Origin of the sequence: Micromonospora sp. WMMC250 (genome assembly GCF_027460215.1) — a bacterium.
GTDB lineage: Bacteria > Actinomycetota > Actinomycetes > Mycobacteriales > Micromonosporaceae > Micromonospora > Micromonospora taraxaci.
The window spans coordinates 1,432,635-1,449,037 of sequence record NZ_JAPZBJ010000002.1; the positions used below are offsets into that span (position 1 = coordinate 1,432,635).

15 protein-coding genes and 1 riboswitch are annotated in these 16,403 nt (G+C 72.2%); of the genes, 7 read left to right on the forward strand and 8 right to left on the reverse strand.

Annotated features, from left to right (window positions below; genetic code table 11):
- Positions 1–5: 5 nt before the first annotated feature.
- Together O3438_RS06165 and O3438_RS06170 are read right to left on the reverse strand one after the other, a co-directional pair.
- Positions 6–977, reverse strand: a complete 972-nt coding sequence (locus O3438_RS06165; protein WP_269679002.1) for a DNA polymerase domain-containing protein — start codon at positions 975–977, stop codon at positions 6–8.
- 101 nt (positions 978–1,078) lie between these two features.
- The gene (locus O3438_RS06170) at positions 1,079–1,399 is read right to left on the reverse strand and encodes a hypothetical protein (RefSeq protein WP_269679003.1); all 321 of its coding nucleotides are present in this window, start codon (positions 1,397–1,399) and stop codon (positions 1,079–1,081) included.
- 140 nt (positions 1,400–1,539) lie between these two features.
- Between O3438_RS06170 and O3438_RS06175 the strand changes: the two genes are divergently transcribed.
- The 5 genes from O3438_RS06175 (at position 1,540) to O3438_RS06195 (ending at position 6,843) form a co-directional block, all read left to right on the forward strand.
- Complete coding sequence (locus O3438_RS06175) at positions 1,540–2,811, forward strand: GNAT family N-acetyltransferase (protein ID WP_269679004.1); 1,272 nt, start codon at positions 1,540–1,542, stop codon at positions 2,809–2,811.
- A gap of 119 nt (positions 2,812–2,930) precedes the next feature.
- A complete protein-coding gene (locus tag O3438_RS06180) occupies positions 2,931–3,662 on the forward strand; it encodes a histidine phosphatase family protein (protein WP_269679005.1) in 732 nt (243 codons plus the stop codon).
- Positions 3,646–4,515 carry an NAD(P)H-hydrate dehydratase gene (locus tag O3438_RS06185; protein WP_269679006.1) on the forward strand — a complete coding sequence of 290 codons (870 nt, stop codon included), beginning with the start codon at positions 3,646–3,648 and terminating at the stop codon, positions 4,513–4,515. The genes O3438_RS06180 and O3438_RS06185 overlap by 17 nt, the downstream gene beginning before the upstream one ends.
- 80 nt (positions 4,516–4,595) lie before the next feature.
- Positions 4,596–5,096, forward strand: a complete 501-nt coding sequence (locus tag O3438_RS06190; protein WP_332367447.1) for a hemerythrin domain-containing protein — start codon at positions 4,596–4,598, stop codon at positions 5,094–5,096.
- Positions 5,097–5,297: 201 nt separating this feature from the next.
- Positions 5,298–5,387: riboswitch (ZMP/ZTP riboswitch) on the forward strand.
- A gap of 19 nt (positions 5,388–5,406) precedes the next feature.
- Positions 5,407–6,843, forward strand: coding sequence for a glycine hydroxymethyltransferase (locus O3438_RS06195; protein ID WP_269679008.1), 1,437 nt, complete (start codon positions 5,407–5,409; stop codon positions 6,841–6,843).
- A 150-nt stretch (positions 6,844–6,993) separates the two neighbouring features.
- Here O3438_RS06195 and O3438_RS06200 read toward each other — a convergent pair whose 3' ends face one another.
- The 6 genes from O3438_RS06200 to O3438_RS06225 form a co-directional block, all read right to left on the reverse strand.
- Positions 6,994–7,254 carry a hypothetical protein gene (locus O3438_RS06200; RefSeq protein ID WP_088989459.1) on the reverse strand — a complete coding sequence of 87 codons (261 nt, stop codon included), beginning with the start codon at positions 7,252–7,254 and terminating at the stop codon, positions 6,994–6,996.
- Positions 7,255–7,321: 67 nt separating this feature from the next.
- A complete protein-coding gene (locus tag O3438_RS06205) occupies positions 7,322–8,695 on the reverse strand; it encodes an aminotransferase class I/II-fold pyridoxal phosphate-dependent enzyme (protein ID WP_442929706.1) in 1,374 nt (457 codons plus the stop codon).
- Entirely contained in the window at positions 8,647–9,747 is a 1,101-nt protein-coding gene (locus tag O3438_RS06210) for an alpha-hydroxy acid oxidase (RefSeq protein ID WP_269679010.1), read from the reverse strand. The genes O3438_RS06205 and O3438_RS06210 overlap by 49 nt, the downstream gene beginning before the upstream one ends.
- Complete coding sequence (locus O3438_RS06215) at positions 9,740–10,729, reverse strand: alpha/beta hydrolase (RefSeq protein ID WP_269679011.1); 990 nt, start codon at positions 10,727–10,729, stop codon at positions 9,740–9,742. The genes O3438_RS06210 and O3438_RS06215 overlap by 8 nt, the downstream gene beginning before the upstream one ends.
- 7 nt (positions 10,730–10,736) lie before the next feature.
- Positions 10,737–11,948 (reverse strand): cytochrome P450, encoded by a 1,212-nt coding sequence (locus O3438_RS06220; protein ID WP_269679012.1) that lies wholly within the window; start codon positions 11,946–11,948, stop codon positions 10,737–10,739.
- Between the two features lie 67 nt (positions 11,949–12,015).
- Entirely contained in the window at positions 12,016–13,320 is a 1,305-nt protein-coding gene (locus tag O3438_RS06225; RefSeq protein WP_269679013.1) for an SGNH/GDSL hydrolase family protein, read from the reverse strand.
- 265 nt (positions 13,321–13,585) lie between these two features.
- Between O3438_RS06225 and O3438_RS06230 the strand changes: the two genes are divergently transcribed.
- Together O3438_RS06230 and O3438_RS06235 are read left to right on the forward strand one after the other, a co-directional pair.
- Positions 13,586–15,145, forward strand: coding sequence for an AMP-binding protein (locus O3438_RS06230; protein ID WP_269679014.1), 1,560 nt, complete (start codon positions 13,586–13,588; stop codon positions 15,143–15,145).
- Positions 15,142–16,356 (forward strand): MFS transporter, encoded by a 1,215-nt coding sequence (locus O3438_RS06235; RefSeq protein WP_269679015.1) that lies wholly within the window; start codon positions 15,142–15,144, stop codon positions 16,354–16,356. The genes O3438_RS06230 and O3438_RS06235 overlap by 4 nt, the downstream gene beginning before the upstream one ends.
- Positions 16,357–16,403: the final 47 nt, after the last annotated feature.

The window sequence follows — 16,403 nt, forward strand, 5'->3', positions numbered from 1 at the left end:
GCGGCTCACCGAACGGGTGGGGCCTCCAGCCCTTCCCGGTCGGCCAGCTCCAACAGCGGCTCCAGCGAGTGTCGGTCACCGTCCAGGCCGGCGTGCGGGTCGCCGCGCTCGGCGAAGCGCGCCGGCACCGACAGCACGTCGAAGTCCTCCGGTCGGGCGTCGTCCAGCTCCGCCCACTCCAGCGGCGCCGACACCAGCGCCCGGGGCGTCGGGCGGATGGAGTACGCCGAGGCCATCGTGTGGTCCCGGGACATCTGGTTGTAGTCCACGAAGACCGGACGGTCCCGCTGGTCGCGCCACCAGGTGGTGGTGACCAGCTCCGGCAACCGGCGCTGCATCTCCCGACCCAACGCGAGCACCGCGCGGCGGCACTCGCCGAAGCCCCACCGCGGCTCGATCGACAGGTAGATGTGCAGGCCCCGCCCGCCGGTGGTCTTCGGATAGCCGGTCATCCCCAACTCGGCGAGGAACGCGCGGACCTCCCGGGCCACCGGCACCACCTGCTCGAAGCCGACGCCGGGCAACGGGTCGAGGTCGATGCGGAGCTGGTCGGGGCGTTCCACGTCGGTGGCGCTGACCGGCCACGGGTGGAAACGCAGTGTGCCCAGGTTGGCAGCCCAGATCACCACGGCCAACTCGCTCGGCGCGATCTCGTCGGCGGTGCGGCCACTGGGGAAGGTGATGTGTGCGGTGCGCACCCACTCGGGCGCGCCCGCCGGCAACCGTTTCTGGTAGAACGCGTCGCCCCGGTTGGTCTGCCGGGTGGCGATCGTCGCTCCCTCGAAGACACCGCGCGGCCAGCGCTCCAGCATCGTGGGCCGGTCCCGCAGCGCGCGCAGGATGCCGTCGCCGACCGCCAGGAAGTAGCGGACCACATCCAGCTTGGTCAGCCCTCGCTCCGGGAAGTACGGCTTGTCGGGGCTGGAGACGCGGACCAGCCGCTCCCCCACCCGGATCTCCTCCGCCGCCGTGGCCATGCCCTGAGGGTACGACGCGCGAGCGTGGCGTACGGCCACCGAGCGGACACTGGCGCGGCGCCCACGGGGACAGCCGTCGACGGCGGCGATGACACGCCCGGTCAGGAGAGCAGCAGCACGCCGACCGCGATCAGTGGCAGTCCGACGAAGAGGAAGATGCCGACCCCGGTGAGCACGCGCCCACCGCCGGTCGTCTCCCGCTCCGGCGCGGCACCGAAGGTGGCGCGTGCACCGAGCATGCTGATCCGGCTCAGCGTCAGGTCGCCCGTCATGCCGATGAGCCCGCCCACCACAACCAACCCGATGCCCAGCCGAGCGACGTAGTCACCGCCGTCGACCGCCACCCAGATCATCGCCGCGACCACCGCCCCGATCACCACGAACAACAGGAGCGCTTCACGCAGACCTCGTAAGACAGTCATTCTTGACCCCCGTCGGCTGTCCGGCGCCCATCGTCTCGCATCACCAGGTCGCGGCACTGCCCCGAAACCGACAGCGACGCACAGCAGGGCACCGATCGACGTCGATCACACCTCTTGACCCGGTCGGGCAGGATGGCGTCGTGCGCCAGCAGAAGACCAGATCGGGCGGGGCACCCACCGTCCGGATCGACGACGCGTCGACCGAGGACATCCCCGCCCTGCTCGCCCTCGACGCGCTCTGCTTCCCGCCCGGCGACCCGGCGCACGAGCCAGCGGCGCCGAGTGAGATCGAGAACGGCGTCGTTGCCGGGCACGTCCGGGTGGTCCGCGCCGGCACGGAGATCGTCGGCTTCCTCCAGTACGAGTTGCCGAGCGCCCATCACCTCTACCTGAGTGGGCTCGGGGTGCACCCGGATCAACGGCGCACCGGTGTGGGTGCGGCACTGCTCGACGACTTCGTGGCGCGGGCACGGACGGTCGCGGCGCAGCACCAGGTGAGCATCTCCACGGTGACCAGCCCGGAGAACCTGGCCATGCTCGGGTTGCTGCTGTCCCGCGGGTTTGTCGTACGCACCATCGTGCCGGACTACTTCGGCCCGGGACGCGACCGCTACTACTGCCAGCACAAGTCGCGGGTGGAGTACGTCGACGCCGACGAGCGCTATCTGATCCCGGTTGCCGCATCGGCACAGATCGCCACGCTGCTGGCTGGCGAGGAGAACGTCATCACGGGACTGGTGAACCTGCCCGCCGGGCCGGCCCTGGAGCTGTCCCGGTTCGAGAAGGACGACTTCGCGGCCCTGCAGTCCGACGAAAGCGCCGCCGGGGTCGCCTTCTCCAGCGGCATCCTGGCCTCGATCGCGTTCGTACTCGGCCTGTCGTTCACCTCACCGGCCTATCCCGACGGGGTGCGGGTGCTGCTGATGTGCGCGGCCCTGGCCACCACCGCGTCGCTGATCATCTATGCCAACACCTCCGGCGAGCTCGCCCGGCTGCGAACCAACAGCTTCGGCCGGTACACCAAGTGGGGCAACGTGCTCTCGGAGTTCGGCGGTGTCTTCCCGTTCCTCATCGCCCTACCGGTCACCTTCGCGAAGATCACCTCCTCGGTGGGCGTGGCCCTGGCGGCCGCCGCCCTCTTCGGCGCGGCCCTGCTCGTCTACGACCGGTCGACCTTCGCCATCTCGGCACGCTTTCGACAAACCATCAGCACGACCGCCCTGTCGCTCGTCGTCGCGGCCGCGCCGGTGCTTGGCGTCCTCGCGGTACGCCACTCCGCTCCGACGTACTCCTGGGCCTGGACGGGAGCGGTCCTCCTCGCCCTGGCCGCCCAGTCCTTCACGTACCTCTTCCGCCGGCGCGACGAGTCGACCTCCCGGGTGGGGCTACGTCCCTGGCAGAGCCGCCGCTAGTTAGCCGGCGGGCGGCGGGCGGCGGGCGGCGGGCGGCGGGCGGCGGGCGGCGGGCGGCGGGCGGCGGGCGGCGGGCGGCGGGCCGATTACCGCACGCTCGTGCCGGGTAGGGGTGCCGCATGGCGGAACTGGCAACCCTCTGGATCGTCCGGCACGGCGAGAGCACCGCGAACGTCGCGGCGACGCAGGCCGAGGCGTCGGGCGCGGAGCTGATCGACCTCACCCACCGCGACGCCGACGTGCCCCTCTCCGCCACCGGCCAGGAGCAGGCCCGGGCGACCGGCCGTTGGTTGGCAGCACTGCCGGACGCGAAGCGGCCGGACGTGGCGGTGGTGTCGCCGTACCTACGCGCGGTGCAAACCTCGCGGCTGGCGCTGGCCGGCACCGACGTGCCCGTGCACCGCGACGAGCGGCTGCGCGACCGGGAGTTGGGCATCCTCGACGGGCTGACCGGGCACGGGGTACGACGGCGGTACCCGGACGAGGCCGACCGTCGGGAGCGGTTGGGCAAGTTCTACTACCGGCCGCCGGGCGGGGAGTCCTGGACGGACGTGGCGTTGCGGCTGCGGACACTGCTGGGCGACCTGCGGCGTGACCACGAGGATTGCCGGGTGCTGCTCTTCGGCCACGACGCGCTCGTCTTCCTGCTTCGTTACCTGGTGGAGGGGCTGACCGAGGACGAGCTGATGGCGCTCACCCGGCAGGACGTGATCGCCAACTGTTCGATCACCGAGTGGTCGGCGGACGCCGAGGGGCGACTGGCGCTCACCGCCTTCAACGACGTCGCGCACCTGCGTCAGCAGGGCGCCCAGCCGACCAGGGAGGACGAGATCCATGCCGAGCCGGTCTGAGGTGAAGGTGATCACACCGGCGTTGCTGCGGGACTGGGCGCTGCCGGTGCCGGCCGGGGGCAAGGAGAGCCGGGGCACCGTCCTGGTCGTCGGCGGCTCCCGCTTCACCCCCGGCGCGGTGCTCCTCGCCGGAGTGGCGGCGCTGCGCGCCGGCGCCGGGGTGCTCCAGCTCGCCGCCGCCGAGTCCACCGCCGCCACGCTGAGCATCCAGGTGCCCGAGGCGTTGGTGGTCGGGTTGCCGGAGACCGACGACGGCGCGGTCGCCGCCGACCGCGACGGCCAACTCGGCGAGCTGGTCGCCGGGGCCGACGTGGTGGCCCTCGGCCCCGGGCTGAAGGCGATCGACGAGACCAACCGCCTGCTGCGGCTGGTCCTGGACGCGGCCCGCCCGGACACGTCGCTGGTGCTCGACGCGTACGCCCTGGGCGCCCTCAGCCACGCGCCGGACCTGCTGGTCGGCTCGGGCCGGCCGGTGGTGCTCACGCCCAACGTCACCGAGGCGGGGCACCTGCTCGGACGGGATCCGGGCGAGGACCTGGACGCCGAGGCGGCCGAGTTGGCCGTGCGCTACGAGGCGGTCGTGTCGTTGTACGGGCACGTGGCCGCCCCGGACGGGCGGGGTTGGCGGGAGGAGAGCGCGGACGCCGGGCTGGGCACCTCCGGCAGCGGGGACGTGCTCGCCGGGCTGTTGGCCGGGCTGCTGTCCCGGGGAGCGGATCCGGCGCAGGCCGCCTGCTGGGGCTCGTTCGCGCACGCGGTGAGCGGGCAACGGCTGATCCCCCGGTACGGCCGGATCGGCTTCCTCGCCCGGGAACTTCTCGACGAGATCCCCGGCACCCTGTCCATGGTCTGATCAGCCGATATCGGCTGTTTCCGTATTTGACCTGCTGGGTACCGGAATCACACCAGCCGAGATCCAGGGAGGTCATGCCCGTGTCGACCGATGCGATCGTCCTGCTCAAAGAGGACCACAAGGAAATGCGCCGACTGTTCAAGGCCTTCCAGGATGCCGAGGAGGGGCCGGCGAGCAAGCGTCAGAAGTTGGTGAACCAGATCCTGGAGGCCCTCACCGTGCACACCTACCTCGAGAACGAGGTGATGTACCCGGAGGTCCGCCGGCTGCTGCCCGACCTTGAGGACGACATCCTCGAGTCGTACGAGGAGCACCACGTCGCCGACGTGCTCTGCGCCGAGCTGGCCAGCATGGACGCCTCCGACGAGCGCTTCAACGCCAAGACCACAGTCCTCATCGAGAACGTCACCCACCACGTCGAGGAGGAAGAGGAGGAGTGGTTCCCGAAGGTCCGCGACGCGCTGGGGCGTAAGCAGCTCCAGGAGATCGGCGAGAAGATGATCGCGTTGCGGGCGGACGCCCCGCGTACCCCCACCGAGCCGAAGGCGATCAAGAAGGCGATGGATGCGATGACCGCGTGAGGCGGTCACCCGCACGACGAGGGCCCGGCAGATCGCCGGGCCCTCGTCGTGCGGCGGGTCAGTCACCCGAGCCCGGCTCGGCCATCCGGCGGTGCTGCTCGGACTTGAGCTGAAGGGGTGCCCCAGGCCGGTCACCCAACCCTCCCGGCGTGTGGTGAACGGAGGTCGCCCGGGACGGCCCCGGCCGGCCCGGTAGGATCTCAACCGGGCCGTTACTGGCGCGTGGGGATGGAGAACCATCGGGGAGCGGCCCCGTCACGAGGACGTTTGCCGAGCGCCTGGGCCTTCCCGCACGTCTGTTGGAGGTCGCATGTCGCGCAACGCCGAGTCCACCGCATTCCGTAGTGCCCTTGAGGTGATCCGGGCGGTCGAGCCCCGGGTGGCCGACGCCATCGGCGCCGAACTGACCGACCAGCGGGAGTCGCTGAAGCTCATCGCCAGTGAGAACTACGCCTCCCCGGCGACCCTGCTGGCCATGGGCAACTGGTTCAGCGACAAGTACGCCGAGGGCACCGTCGGCCGTCGCTTCTACGCCGGTTGCCAGAACGTGGACACCGTCGAGGCGCTCGCCGCCGAACACGCGCGCGAGCTGTTCGGCGCGGCGCACGCGTACGTGCAGCCGCACTCCGGCATCGACGCCAACCTGGTCGCGTTCTGGGCGGTGCTGGCCGACCGGGTGGAGTCCCCCGCGTTGAAGAAGGCGCAGGTCCGGCAGGTCAACGACCTCACCGAGGCCGACTGGTTCGCGCTGCGCCGCGAGCTGGGCAACCAGCGGATGCTCGGCATGTCGCTCGACGCGGGCGGTCACCTGACGCACGGCTTCCGGCCGAACATCTCGGGCAAGATGTTCGACCAGCGCAGCTACGGCACCGACCCGGAGACCGGCCTGATCGACTACGACCGGGTGGCCGAGGCGGCCCGTGAGTTCAAGCCGCTGATCCTGGTCGGCGGTTACTCGGCGTACCCCCGGAAGGTGAACTTCCGGATCCTGCGGGAGATCGCCGACTCGGTCGGCGCGACCTTCATGGTCGACATGGCGCACTTCGCCGGCCTGGTGGCGGGCAAGGTGTTCACCGGCGACTTCGACCCGGTGCCGCACGCGCACATCGTCACGACCACCACGCACAAGTCGCTGCGCGGGCCGCGCGGCGGCATGGTGCTCTGCCAGCCGGAGCTGGCCGACCAGGTGGACCGGGGCTGCCCGATGGTGCTCGGCGGTCCGCTGCCGCACGTGATGGCCGCCAAGGCGGTCGCGCTCGCGGAGGCCCGTCGCCCCGAGTTCGCCGACTACGCCCAGCGGATCGTGGACAACTCGCAGGCTCTCGCCGAGGGGCTGTTGCGTCGGGGCGCGAAGCTCGTCACCGGTGGCACCGACAACCACCTCGTGCTGATCGACGTGTCGGGCTACGGGCTCACCGGTCGGCAGGCCGAGCAGGCGCTCCTGGACTCGGGCATCGTCACCAACCGCAACTCGGTCCCGCAGGACCCGAACGGGGCGTGGTACACGTCCGGCATCCGGATCGGCACCCCGGCGCTGACGACGCGGGGCCTCGGCACCGCCGAGATGGACCAGACCGCGGAGCTGATCCACACCGTGCTCACGCAGACCACCGCCGGCGCCAACGCTGACGGCACCCCGTCGAAGGCGAAGTACACGCTCGACCCGGCCCTGGCTGACAAGATCGCCCGCCAGGCCACCGACCTGCTGGCCCCCCACCCGCTCTACCCCAACGTCGACCTGTCCTGACCAGCCCGGCCGGCCCCGGCCCTCGGCCGGATCGTGTCGATCATGGAGTTGTGGTGCCCGAATCAAGGCGGATAGCGCACTTCGTCCACCACCACAACTCCATGATCGACCCGGACGGGAAGGGTCGGGGACGGCGGGCGGGGGGGCGGGTTAGGCCAGGGGGCGCTTCAGGTGGTAGCGGTGGACTTCGGTGCTGCCCTGGACGTTGTTGACGTCTTCGGCGGCGGAGACCAACTCCCACCCCTCCCGGCCGGCACGGTTGAGGTGCGCGATGGCGGTGTCCCCGTAGGCGGTGATGTCCTTACGGGACCCGTCCGGCGCGTACCAGACGAACGAGACATGGAAATTGCGGCCCTGTCCCTGATAGCGGCGGACGAGCAGGGCGTACTCCCAGGCAACCATGCGGCCCATTATGACCGTCCACCCAGGACGGGGAAACGCGGGTCGTCGCGCATTGCCATCCGATGAACGCGGTGTGTCAACCCGTCCGGGCGGCCAGCTCGTCGGTGATCAGCGCCGCGAGGCGATCCAACCCGACGTCGATCTGCGCCGGCGTCACCGCGCTGACCGACAGCCGCAGCGCGCACACCGGCGCGGTGTCGTCGTAGAAGTGCGCCATCGGCGTCCACAGCACCCCGTAGTCACGCGCCGAGCGGTCCAGCAGCGCGTCGTCGACCGGGAACGGCACTGTCACCACCACGAAGAACCCGCCGCCCGGCACCGTCCAGCGCACCGCCGCCGGACCGTCCGTCCCGGCCGGGAAGCGTCGGCGCAGCCCGGTCACCAGGTGGCGCAGATTCCTCGTGTACGCGGAGCGCTCCCGCGTGTTCGCCGGGACCAGGCTGCACCCGTTCTCCAGCAGGCGGCCACCGATCACCGCCTGCGCTATCGGCGACGTGTTCACAGTGACCATGCTCTTGATCATGGCGAGCTGGTCCGCGAGCGGGCCGACGCGGCCGTCCCGGCCGGCCACCCGCTGGTCGGCGACCACGTAACCGACACGCGCGCCGGGGAGCACGGTCTTGGCGAACGAGCCGAGGTAGACGACCCGCCGTTCGGTGTCCAACGCCTTGAGGGTGGGCGGGCGCGGCCCGTCGTCGACGTGGAACAGCCCGTACGGGTTGTCCTCCAGCAGCAGCAGGTCCTCCTCAGCCGCGAGGGTGAGCAACCGCCGCCGGTCCCCCGCGGAGATGCTGACCCCGGACGGGTTGGCGAAGTCCGGCATCACGTAACAGGCGCGCGGCCGCAGCCCCGCCGCCCGGGCCCGCCGCGCCTGGGCCGACAGGTCGGCCAGGTCCACCCCGGACGGACCACCGGCGACCGGCCACACCGGCAGGTCCACCAGCCGGGCCGCCCCGGTCAGACCGACGTAGGTCGGTGCGACGGCGAGCAGCACGTCCGTCGGCCCGGTCCGCAGCGCCCGCAACACCAGGAACATCGCCTCCTGGCATCCAACGGTCACCACGACGGCCTCCGGGTCGACGGTGATGCCCTCGTCGACGGCGAGGTTGCGGGCCACCAGGTGGTGCACGACGCCCTTGGTCCGGCCGTACTGCAACAGCAGCCGCCGCGCCTGTTCGGGCGGGTGACCCAGGTCGTCGGTGAGGTGCCGGTGGAACGTGTCCAGGTGCCGGTGCACCGCCACGACGTCGAAGAACTCCTCGTACGGTCGTCCGGCCGCGAGGGACACCGCCGCCGGGTAGCGCTCGGACACCTCGTTGAGGAAGTTCATCGAGGTCAGCGCCGGGTCACCCAGCGCGGGGTGCAGGTCGGCGGCGGTCAGGTCGACCGGCTCGGTGGCGGTCACGCGCCGAGTGTCCGCAGCTCGGCCGCCGCCGCCGGATCGGCACAGCCGGCCAGGGTGAGCGCGTCGGTCAGCTCGGCGGCGAGCAGCGCCAACGCGTCCCGCGCGCCACGTTCGCCGCCGACGGCCAGCGCCCAGAGCAACGACCGGCCGAGCAGCACCCCGGAGGCGCCCAACGCGAGCGCCCGCAGGACGTCGGTGCCGCTGCGGATGCCACTGTCCAGGAGCACCTGACACCTGTCACCGACCGCGTCGACGATCTCCGGCAGCATGGTGACGCTGGCCGGCGCGCCGTCGAGCTGCCGGCCGCCGTGGTTGGACACGACCACCGCGTCCGCGCCGATCCGGACCGCCTCGACCGCGTCCCGGGGATCCAGCACACCCTTCACCACCAGCGGCAGGTCGACCCGCTCGCGCAGCCAGGCCAGATCCGCCCAGCGCAGCGCCGGCGCGAACGAAGCGGCGGTGTGCGCGGCGATCGCGGACACCCCGGGGGCGCCGGAGTGCGCCAGAGCGTCGCGACCGTCGGGCAGGTTCGCGGCCACCACGTCGTCCGGCAGCCGGAACGCGTTGCGCAGGTCGCGGGGACGCCGACCGAGCACCGGGACGTCCACGGTGACCACCAGGGCCCGGCACCCGGCCGCGACGACCCGGGCCAGCAGGTCGCCGACGAGGGCCCGGTCGCGCAGCCAGTAGAGCTGGAACCACACGTCCGCGCCGACGGCGGTGACCTGTTCGACGGGTGTGCTGCTCAACGTGCTGGCCAGGTACGGGATCCCGGCCGCGCCGGCTGCCGAGGCGAGGCCCCGTTCCCCGTCCGGGTGCACCAGCCGCTGGTACGCCATCGGCGCCACCCCGACCGGCATAGCGTACGGGCGGCCGAGCAGTCGGGTGCCGAGGTCGACGGTGTCCACCCCGCGCAGCACCCGGGGCAGGACGGCGACCCGGTCCAGCGCGTCCCGGTTGGCGGCGACCGTCACCTCGGCGGCGCTGCCACCGTCGACGTAGTCCCACACGTCGGGTGACAGCACCGACCGGGCCCGTTCGGCGTAGTCGGCGAGCGACACGACGGGCAGGTCGGTCAGCAGCGGCTCACCCACCGCGTACCGCCGTGCCGGCCGGGGTTTCCGGCACCTCGTCGCGCGCGGACGGCAGCCCGAACCGTTCCCGCAGGAACGCCGCCGCGTCGGCCTGCGCCCGCCGACCGTCGGTGAAGACGCCCGGCATGGCGAAGAAGCCGTGGATCATCCCCGGGTAGTGCGCCAACCGGGTGGGCACGCCGGCGGCGTCCAGGCGCTCGGCGTACCGCTGCCCCTCGGCGCAGAGCGGGTCCAGCTCGGCGGTGACCACCAGCGCCGGAGGAAGACCGGTCAGGTCGTCGGCGAGCAACGGCGACGCGAGAGGATCCCGGGCCTGTGCCGGGTCGGGCAGGTAGTGCGTCCGGTACCAGGCCACCGACCGGCTGTTGAACAGCGTCGGATCGTCGTCCTCACCGGGGCCGGCCGGCTCGCCGCTCTGGTCGGTGTTCGGGTAGACCAGCAGTTGCGCGGCGAGGGAGGGCCCGTCGCCACGGCAGAGCAGGGTGACCGCGGCGGCCAGGTTCCCGCCCGCGCTGTCCCCGCCCACCGCCAGCCGGTCCGGGTCCACGCCCAGCAGCTCGGCGTGCTCGGCGACCCAGCGGGTGGCCGCGTGACAGTCGTGCACCGCCGCCGGGAACTGGTGTTCCGGGGCGAGCCGGTAGCCGACGGTGATCACCTGGCAGGGCACCGTGTTGGCCAGCCGCCGGCAGATGCCGTCGGCGGTGTCGATGCTGCCGAGCGTCCAGCCGCCGCCGAAGAAGTACAGCAGCGTGGGCAGCGGACCCGACCCGGCCGGCCGGTACACCCGCAGCGGCAGCTCACCGGCCGGGCCGGGGACGCGCTCGTCGCGTACCTCGGCCACCGGCTCGACCGCGCCGGTGCCGGCGCGGATCGCGGCCAGGTCCGCGGCGCGGGCCTCGGCGAGGGTCTGCGTGTACAACGGCGGGGTGCCGGTCGCGGCGCGGGCCGCCCGGTACGCCGCCACCTCCGGGTGCACTGCCATGTCGCTCCTATCCGCCGGTGCTGACGAGCAGCTTGTCGATGCCACGCAGGAACAGGCTGCCGCTGTACGTGGGGGTCTCGGTGACCGTCAGGCCCGGGAAACGGGCGAACAGGCGGGGCAGCGCGAGACGCCCCTCCAACCGGGACACCGCCGCGCCGAGACAGAAGTGCAGCCCCACCCCGAAGGCCAGCGACGGCGGGCCCGGCCGGGTCGGGTCGAAGACGTCCGGTTCGGGGAAGCGTGCCGGATCCCGGTTGGCCGCACCGATGATGAGCAGCACGTTGTCGTCCCGGGCCACCGGCACGCCGGCCAGTTCCGTGTCGGTCGGCGCGGCCCGGGCCAGGAAGTGCACCGGGCTCTCCAGCCGCAGCACCTCGTCGACGCAGCCCTGGGTCAGCTTCTCGTCGGCGGGCAGCGCGGCGACCGTCTCCGGGTGGGCCAGCAGCAGCGGCAGGCCGTTGCCGAACATGTAGACGGTGGTGACGAAGCTGGCGTTGAACAGCACGATCAGGTTGCTGATCAACTCGTCCTCGGTCAGCTCCACCTCGCCCGAGTCGAGGGCCTCCACGAGCCCGCTGAGCAGGTCGTCACCGGGCGTTCTGCGGCGGTACGCCAACAGCTCCCGGTAGAAGACCCGCAGCTCCTCGGCCGCCGTGTTGGCGGCGGCCAGCCGCTGCGGCGTCTTCCCGGCGACGTCGAGGAACTCGTCGATCCAGTCCACCCGTTCGCGGTACCACGCCAACTGCCCCGCCGGGATGCCGATGAACTCGGCCATCACCAACGCCGGGATCGGGTACGCGAAGTCCGCCACGAAGTCGACCACGCTGTTCCCGGCGTCGGCCATGCGGTCCAGCAGATCGTCGACGACCCGTACGATCACCGGTTCCAGCGCGCCCAGCCGACGCGGGGTGAAGGTGCGGGAGAACACGTGCCGCATCCGCGTGTGGTCGGGCGGGTTCACGAACATCATCGAGGTCTGGAAGGTGCGCAGGATCTCCTGTTCCTGCCAGCCCGGTGGCGGTTGTTTGGTCCACTCCGGATCGCGCAACACCTCGTCGATCACGTCGTAGCCGACCGCCACCGCCGCCACCGTCCGGTGCTCGGCGCGGGGCGGCACCGCGCTGACCGGACCGAGCCGGTGCAGCTCGGCGTACCACGGATAGGGGTTCTGTCGGCCCTCTTCGCTGTACAGGCCGGTGAGCAGTTCCTGCACCGTCACGACGTCTTCCTCCCCAGGATGTCGATGCCGGGGGCGGCGGGGATCGCCCGCCACCCCCCGACCGGTGTCACATGCCGAGCAGCCGCAGCGGCACGGCGTCGGCGAGGGCCTGGTTGCCGGCGTCGTTCGGGTGGATGTGGTCCCCCGAGTCGTACGCGGGCAGCAGCGCGCCGGGCCGTGCCGGGTCGCGCAGCACCCGGTCGAAGTCGAGCAGCCCGTCGAACTCCCGGCTGCCCCGCAGGTACGTGTTGACCGCCTGGCGGGTGGCCTCCTTCTGCGCGGTCCACACGCCGGGCGCCCCGTGCCCCTCGTACGGGGTCAGGGTGGCCACCAGGCTGGTCAGTCCGCGCTGCTGGACCTGCTGGTTGATCTGCCGAAGGGTGGCGATGATCGCCTCGGGTGAGTCGTTGGACATCCAGATGTCGTTGATGCCCAGGTGGGTGACGACGGTCCGCACACCGGTCTGGGGGAAGACGTCCTCGTTGAGCCGGGCCGCCGCGTTCGGGCCGAGCTGGTAGTAGCCGGGGTAGTTGCCGTCACCCGGCTCGGTGCCCTCGTGGTTGAGGCGGTTGCCGGCCAGGCTGAGGTTGAGCACACCCGGGGTACGCGCGTCGGGTCGGGCGGCGAGTAGCCGGTCGGACAGCAGGTCGGGCCAGCGCCGGTTGGCGTTGACGGTGCTGCCGTTGCCGTCACCGATGGAGTCGCTGAGCACCACCAGCGCGCCCGGGCTCGCCTTGCGTTGCACATCGACGCCGGAGAGGAAGAACCAGCAGCAGGTGGGCCGGGTGGTGAACCCGCTGCCCTCGGCGGCCCCGGTCAGGTCGCCCGCGCCGATGAAGTTGGCCTGCTGGGACTGCCCGTGGAAGGTGGTCGGGCCGGTCGGCGTCGGGAAGTGCACCGTGACGACCAGGTCGCTGTCGTCCGCGACCGGGAACGCCAACGGGTCGCTGAGCAGCTCGGCGCCCCGGTTCATGGTCGCCGAGGCGGCACCGGTGAACGTCAGCGGACGGAGCGAGGCCGGATCGATGTCGGACAGGTCGTCGGGGGTGGCGGTGTTGGGGCGGGCGACGGTGGCCCGGCCGACGGCGACCGCCTGCTCGCCGTACAGGTTGCTCAGGCGCACCCGCAGTGCCGGGCCGCCCACCGAGACGTGCACGACCATCCGGACGCTCTGGTTGTTGAGGCCGGTGTTGGTCAGTCCGACCGAGTTTCCGCGGGTGACCGCGGTGGCCCAGCTACCCGCCCATTCGAGGCGGTCGGGCCGGCCGGCGGCGGTCCCGGACGGGCCGGCGCTGGCGACGACGGCGGGTGTTCCGGTGACCAGCAACGCGGCCGCGGCGGCGACGACATGCCATCTCTTCGGGGTCGACATGGAACCTCCATCGTGTGGCAGCCCAGGGTCGTCCGAGGACGGCTCCCGCCCGGACGATGGTCCAGAAACCTAGCCGCCGCCGCTGACGGGCGTCAATCAACCTGATCGACGCGATCAAATGTCCGGCGGGCCCGTCGGACCGCCCGTCGGCACGGTTCCGACCAGCCGTTACCGGCCTAGGCTCGCAGGCGGCGGGCCCACCGGAGCGCGCGCCGCCGTCGCGTCGTCACCGGGCGCGCCGCTGTCTGGAGAAGGGGGCTGCCGGATGACCGACACACCCGGGCACGCGACGACCTACGTGGACAGGGCGCTGGATCTCTTCGCCGGTTTCGGTGACCGGGAGGCGCTGGTCGGAGGGGGCCGTCGCCTCAGTTACAGCGAGGCTGCCGCGCTGGTGCGGTCGATGGCCGCGACGCTCGCCCGACACGGCGTACGCCCAGGCGCGGCGGTGCTGGTGACCGTGGCGAACGCGGTCGAGGGTCCGCTGCTCCAACTCGCGCTGCACCTGATCGGCTGCCGGACGATGTGGGTCGCGCCGGTCACGTCCCGTCGGGAGGTCGACGAGTTCATCCGTCTGGCCCGCCCGGACGCCCTGGTCTACGACGCCCGGGACCCGGCCAGCCTGGGCCCGGCCCTGGCCGCCGCGCTGCCCGGCACGCCGGTGTGCTGCCTGGGCGGGGGCGGCGCCGGCCCGGACCTCACCGCTTCCGTCGAGGTGGCGGAGCTGCCGGCACCCGGGGCGGCGCCGGAGTCGTTCCTGCAGACCAGCGGCACCACCGGCAGCCCCAAGCTGGTGCACCACCGGGAGAGCTTCTACGCCCAGATCCTCACCCTGGCCGCCGACTTCCTTGCCGCCGGCTTCCCGTTGCTGCGGCACCTGTCGCACTCACCGATGTGGCTGGCCAGCGGGCAGATCACCACCCTGTTCAACCTGTTCACCGGTGGGGTGCTGTTCCTGCGCGACGACTGGGACCCGGTGGCGTTCGTGGACACCGTGCAGCGGGAACGGATCACCTCCACCTTCGTCACCCCGCCGATGCTCTACGAGGTGCTGGACCACCCGGCGCTGGTCGGCGCGGACTTCTCGGCGATGTTCATGTTCAACGTGGGCGCCGGGCCCGCCGCGCCCGCCCGGCTGCGCCAGGCCATCGCGCGGTTCGGCCCGGTGCTGCGCATCGTGTACGGCCTCAGCGAAGCCGTGGTGATCACCGCGCTGCCCGGGTTGACCGACGACCCGGAGCACCCGGAACGGCTGCGGTCCTGCGGCCGCCCCTACGGCGACGTGCGGATCGAGATCCGCGACGACGACGGCACGGTGCTGCCCACCGGGCGCGACGGTGAGGTGTGGGTGCACACCCGGCTGAGCTTCGCCGGCTACCACGGCCAGCCGGAACTGACCGCGCAGACGCTCGTCGACGGATGGGTCCGCACCCGCGACATCGGTCACCTGGACGACGACGGCTACCTCTACCTCGTCGACCGGGCGCACGACATGATCGTCACGCACAGGCGGAACTGGGCGATCTTCTGCCGTCCGATCGAGGACGTGCTGGCCGGGCACCCCCAGGTACGCGCCGCGGCCGTGATCGGCGTACCGGACGACACCGTCGGGGAGGTCCCGTACGCGTACGTGGTGCTCGCACCGGACGCGACAGTGAGCGGGGCCGAGCTGATCGACCTGGTGACCGCGGAACTCAACGAGATGTGGGCGCCGGCCGGCGTCGAGGTCGTCGACCGGCTGCCGGTGAACCGGTCGGTGAAGGTGGACAAGCGGGCGTTACGCGAGCGGTACGCGGCGCGGCGGGCGGCGGCGGTCGGGGCGTGACGCCCCGGCGGCAGCTGGTCGTCCTGGTCGGCGCGGACCTCGTCTCCAACCTGGGCACCCGCATCTCGGTGGTGACGATCCCCTGGCTGGTGCTGGTCAGCACCGGCAGTCCGACCAAGATGGGCCTGGTCGCGTTCGCCGAGACCCTGCCGTACCTGCTGTCCAGCGCGTTGGGCACACCGTGGGCGGACCGGTTCGGCCTGCGTCGTACGTCGATCCTCTGCGACGCGGGCAGCGCGGTGGCCATGGTGGTCGTCGCGCTGACCCCGTGGCTCGGCTTCGCGCCGCTGGTGGCCCTGGTGGCGGTGGCCGGCGCGCTGCGCGGCATCGGCGACCGGGTGAAGCACGTGATGTTCCGACCGGTCGCCGAGGCCGCCGGGGTGCCGCTGATCCGGCTGACCTCGGCGTACGACGGGCTGAGCCGGGTGGTGACCCTGTTCGGCGCCGCCGTGGGCGGTGTGTTGATCGCCGCGTTCGGGGTGACCGAGGCGATCCTCATCGACGCGGCCACCTTCGGGGTCTGCGCGCTGCTGATCGGCGTCCTGGTGCGTCCGCCGGCCACCCCGTCGCCACCGGGCCCGCCGGAGAACTACCTTCGTGCGCTGCGCGGTGGGTTCGGCTACCTGGGCCGGGACCGGCCGCTGCTCGGCATGCTGGTGGTCGTCTCGGCCCTGAACATGGTGGCCAACGCCAGCGTGGCCGTCTACATCCCGGTCTGGGTAGCCCGGGAACTGCACGGGCCGAGCGGGCTGGGCCTGGTGCTGGCGGCGTTCTCGGCGGGAGCACTGCTGGGCAACGTGGTGTTCACCGCGCTCGGGCCGAGACTGCCCCGTCGGTTGACGTTCCTGGTCGGCGCGCTGATCGCCGGTACACCCCGGCTGGTCGCCCTGGCGATCAGCGACGACCTGCCGGTGGTGCTCGTGGTGACCTTCCTGTCCGGGATCGGCATCGCGGCGGTCAACCCACTGCTCGGGGTGGCGCTCTACGAACGGGTACCGGCGGAGCTCCAGACCCGGGTGATCGGCATCGCCGGGTCCCTGGCCTTCGTCGGGTTGCCGGTCGGCGCGCTGCTCGGCGGCTGGTCCGTGGAAGCGCTCGACCTCACCCCGGCGCTGCTGCTCATGGCCGCGTTCTGCCTGCTGGTCACCGCGTCTCCCCTGCTGGCCCGGACGACCACGCCGTCGCGCCCCACCCCCGCCACCACGCCGTAGAGCGCAAATCGGTTGCGGGTCCCGGCCGACGCCCGCAGGCTCGGGCG

What these genes read in the sequence shown, in the direction of transcription:
- O3438_RS06230 (WP_269679014.1), top strand. Translation starts at nt 13,586, where the DNA reads ATGACCGACACACCCGGGCACGCGACGACCTACGTGGACAGGGCGCTG.
- O3438_RS06225 (WP_269679013.1), bottom strand. Translation starts at nt 13,320, where the DNA reads ATGTCGACCCCGAAGAGATGGCATGTCGTCGCCGCCGCGGCCGCGTTG.
- O3438_RS06200 (WP_088989459.1), bottom strand. Translation starts at nt 7,254, where the DNA reads ATGGGCCGCATGGTTGCCTGGGAGTACGCCCTGCTCGTCCGCCGCTAT.
- O3438_RS06215 (WP_269679011.1), bottom strand. Translation starts at nt 10,729, where the DNA reads ATGGCAGTGCACCCGGAGGTGGCGGCGTACCGGGCGGCCCGCGCCGCG.
- O3438_RS06170 (WP_269679003.1), bottom strand. Translation starts at nt 1,399, where the DNA reads ATGACTGTCTTACGAGGTCTGCGTGAAGCGCTCCTGTTGTTCGTGGTG.
- O3438_RS06185 (WP_269679006.1), top strand. Translation starts at nt 3,646, where the DNA reads ATGCCGAGCCGGTCTGAGGTGAAGGTGATCACACCGGCGTTGCTGCGG.
- O3438_RS06180 (WP_269679005.1), top strand. Translation starts at nt 2,931, where the DNA reads ATGGCGGAACTGGCAACCCTCTGGATCGTCCGGCACGGCGAGAGCACC.
- O3438_RS06165 (WP_269679002.1), bottom strand. Translation starts at nt 977, where the DNA reads ATGGCCACGGCGGCGGAGGAGATCCGGGTGGGGGAGCGGCTGGTCCGC.
- O3438_RS06195 (WP_269679008.1), top strand. Translation starts at nt 5,407, where the DNA reads ATGTCGCGCAACGCCGAGTCCACCGCATTCCGTAGTGCCCTTGAGGTG.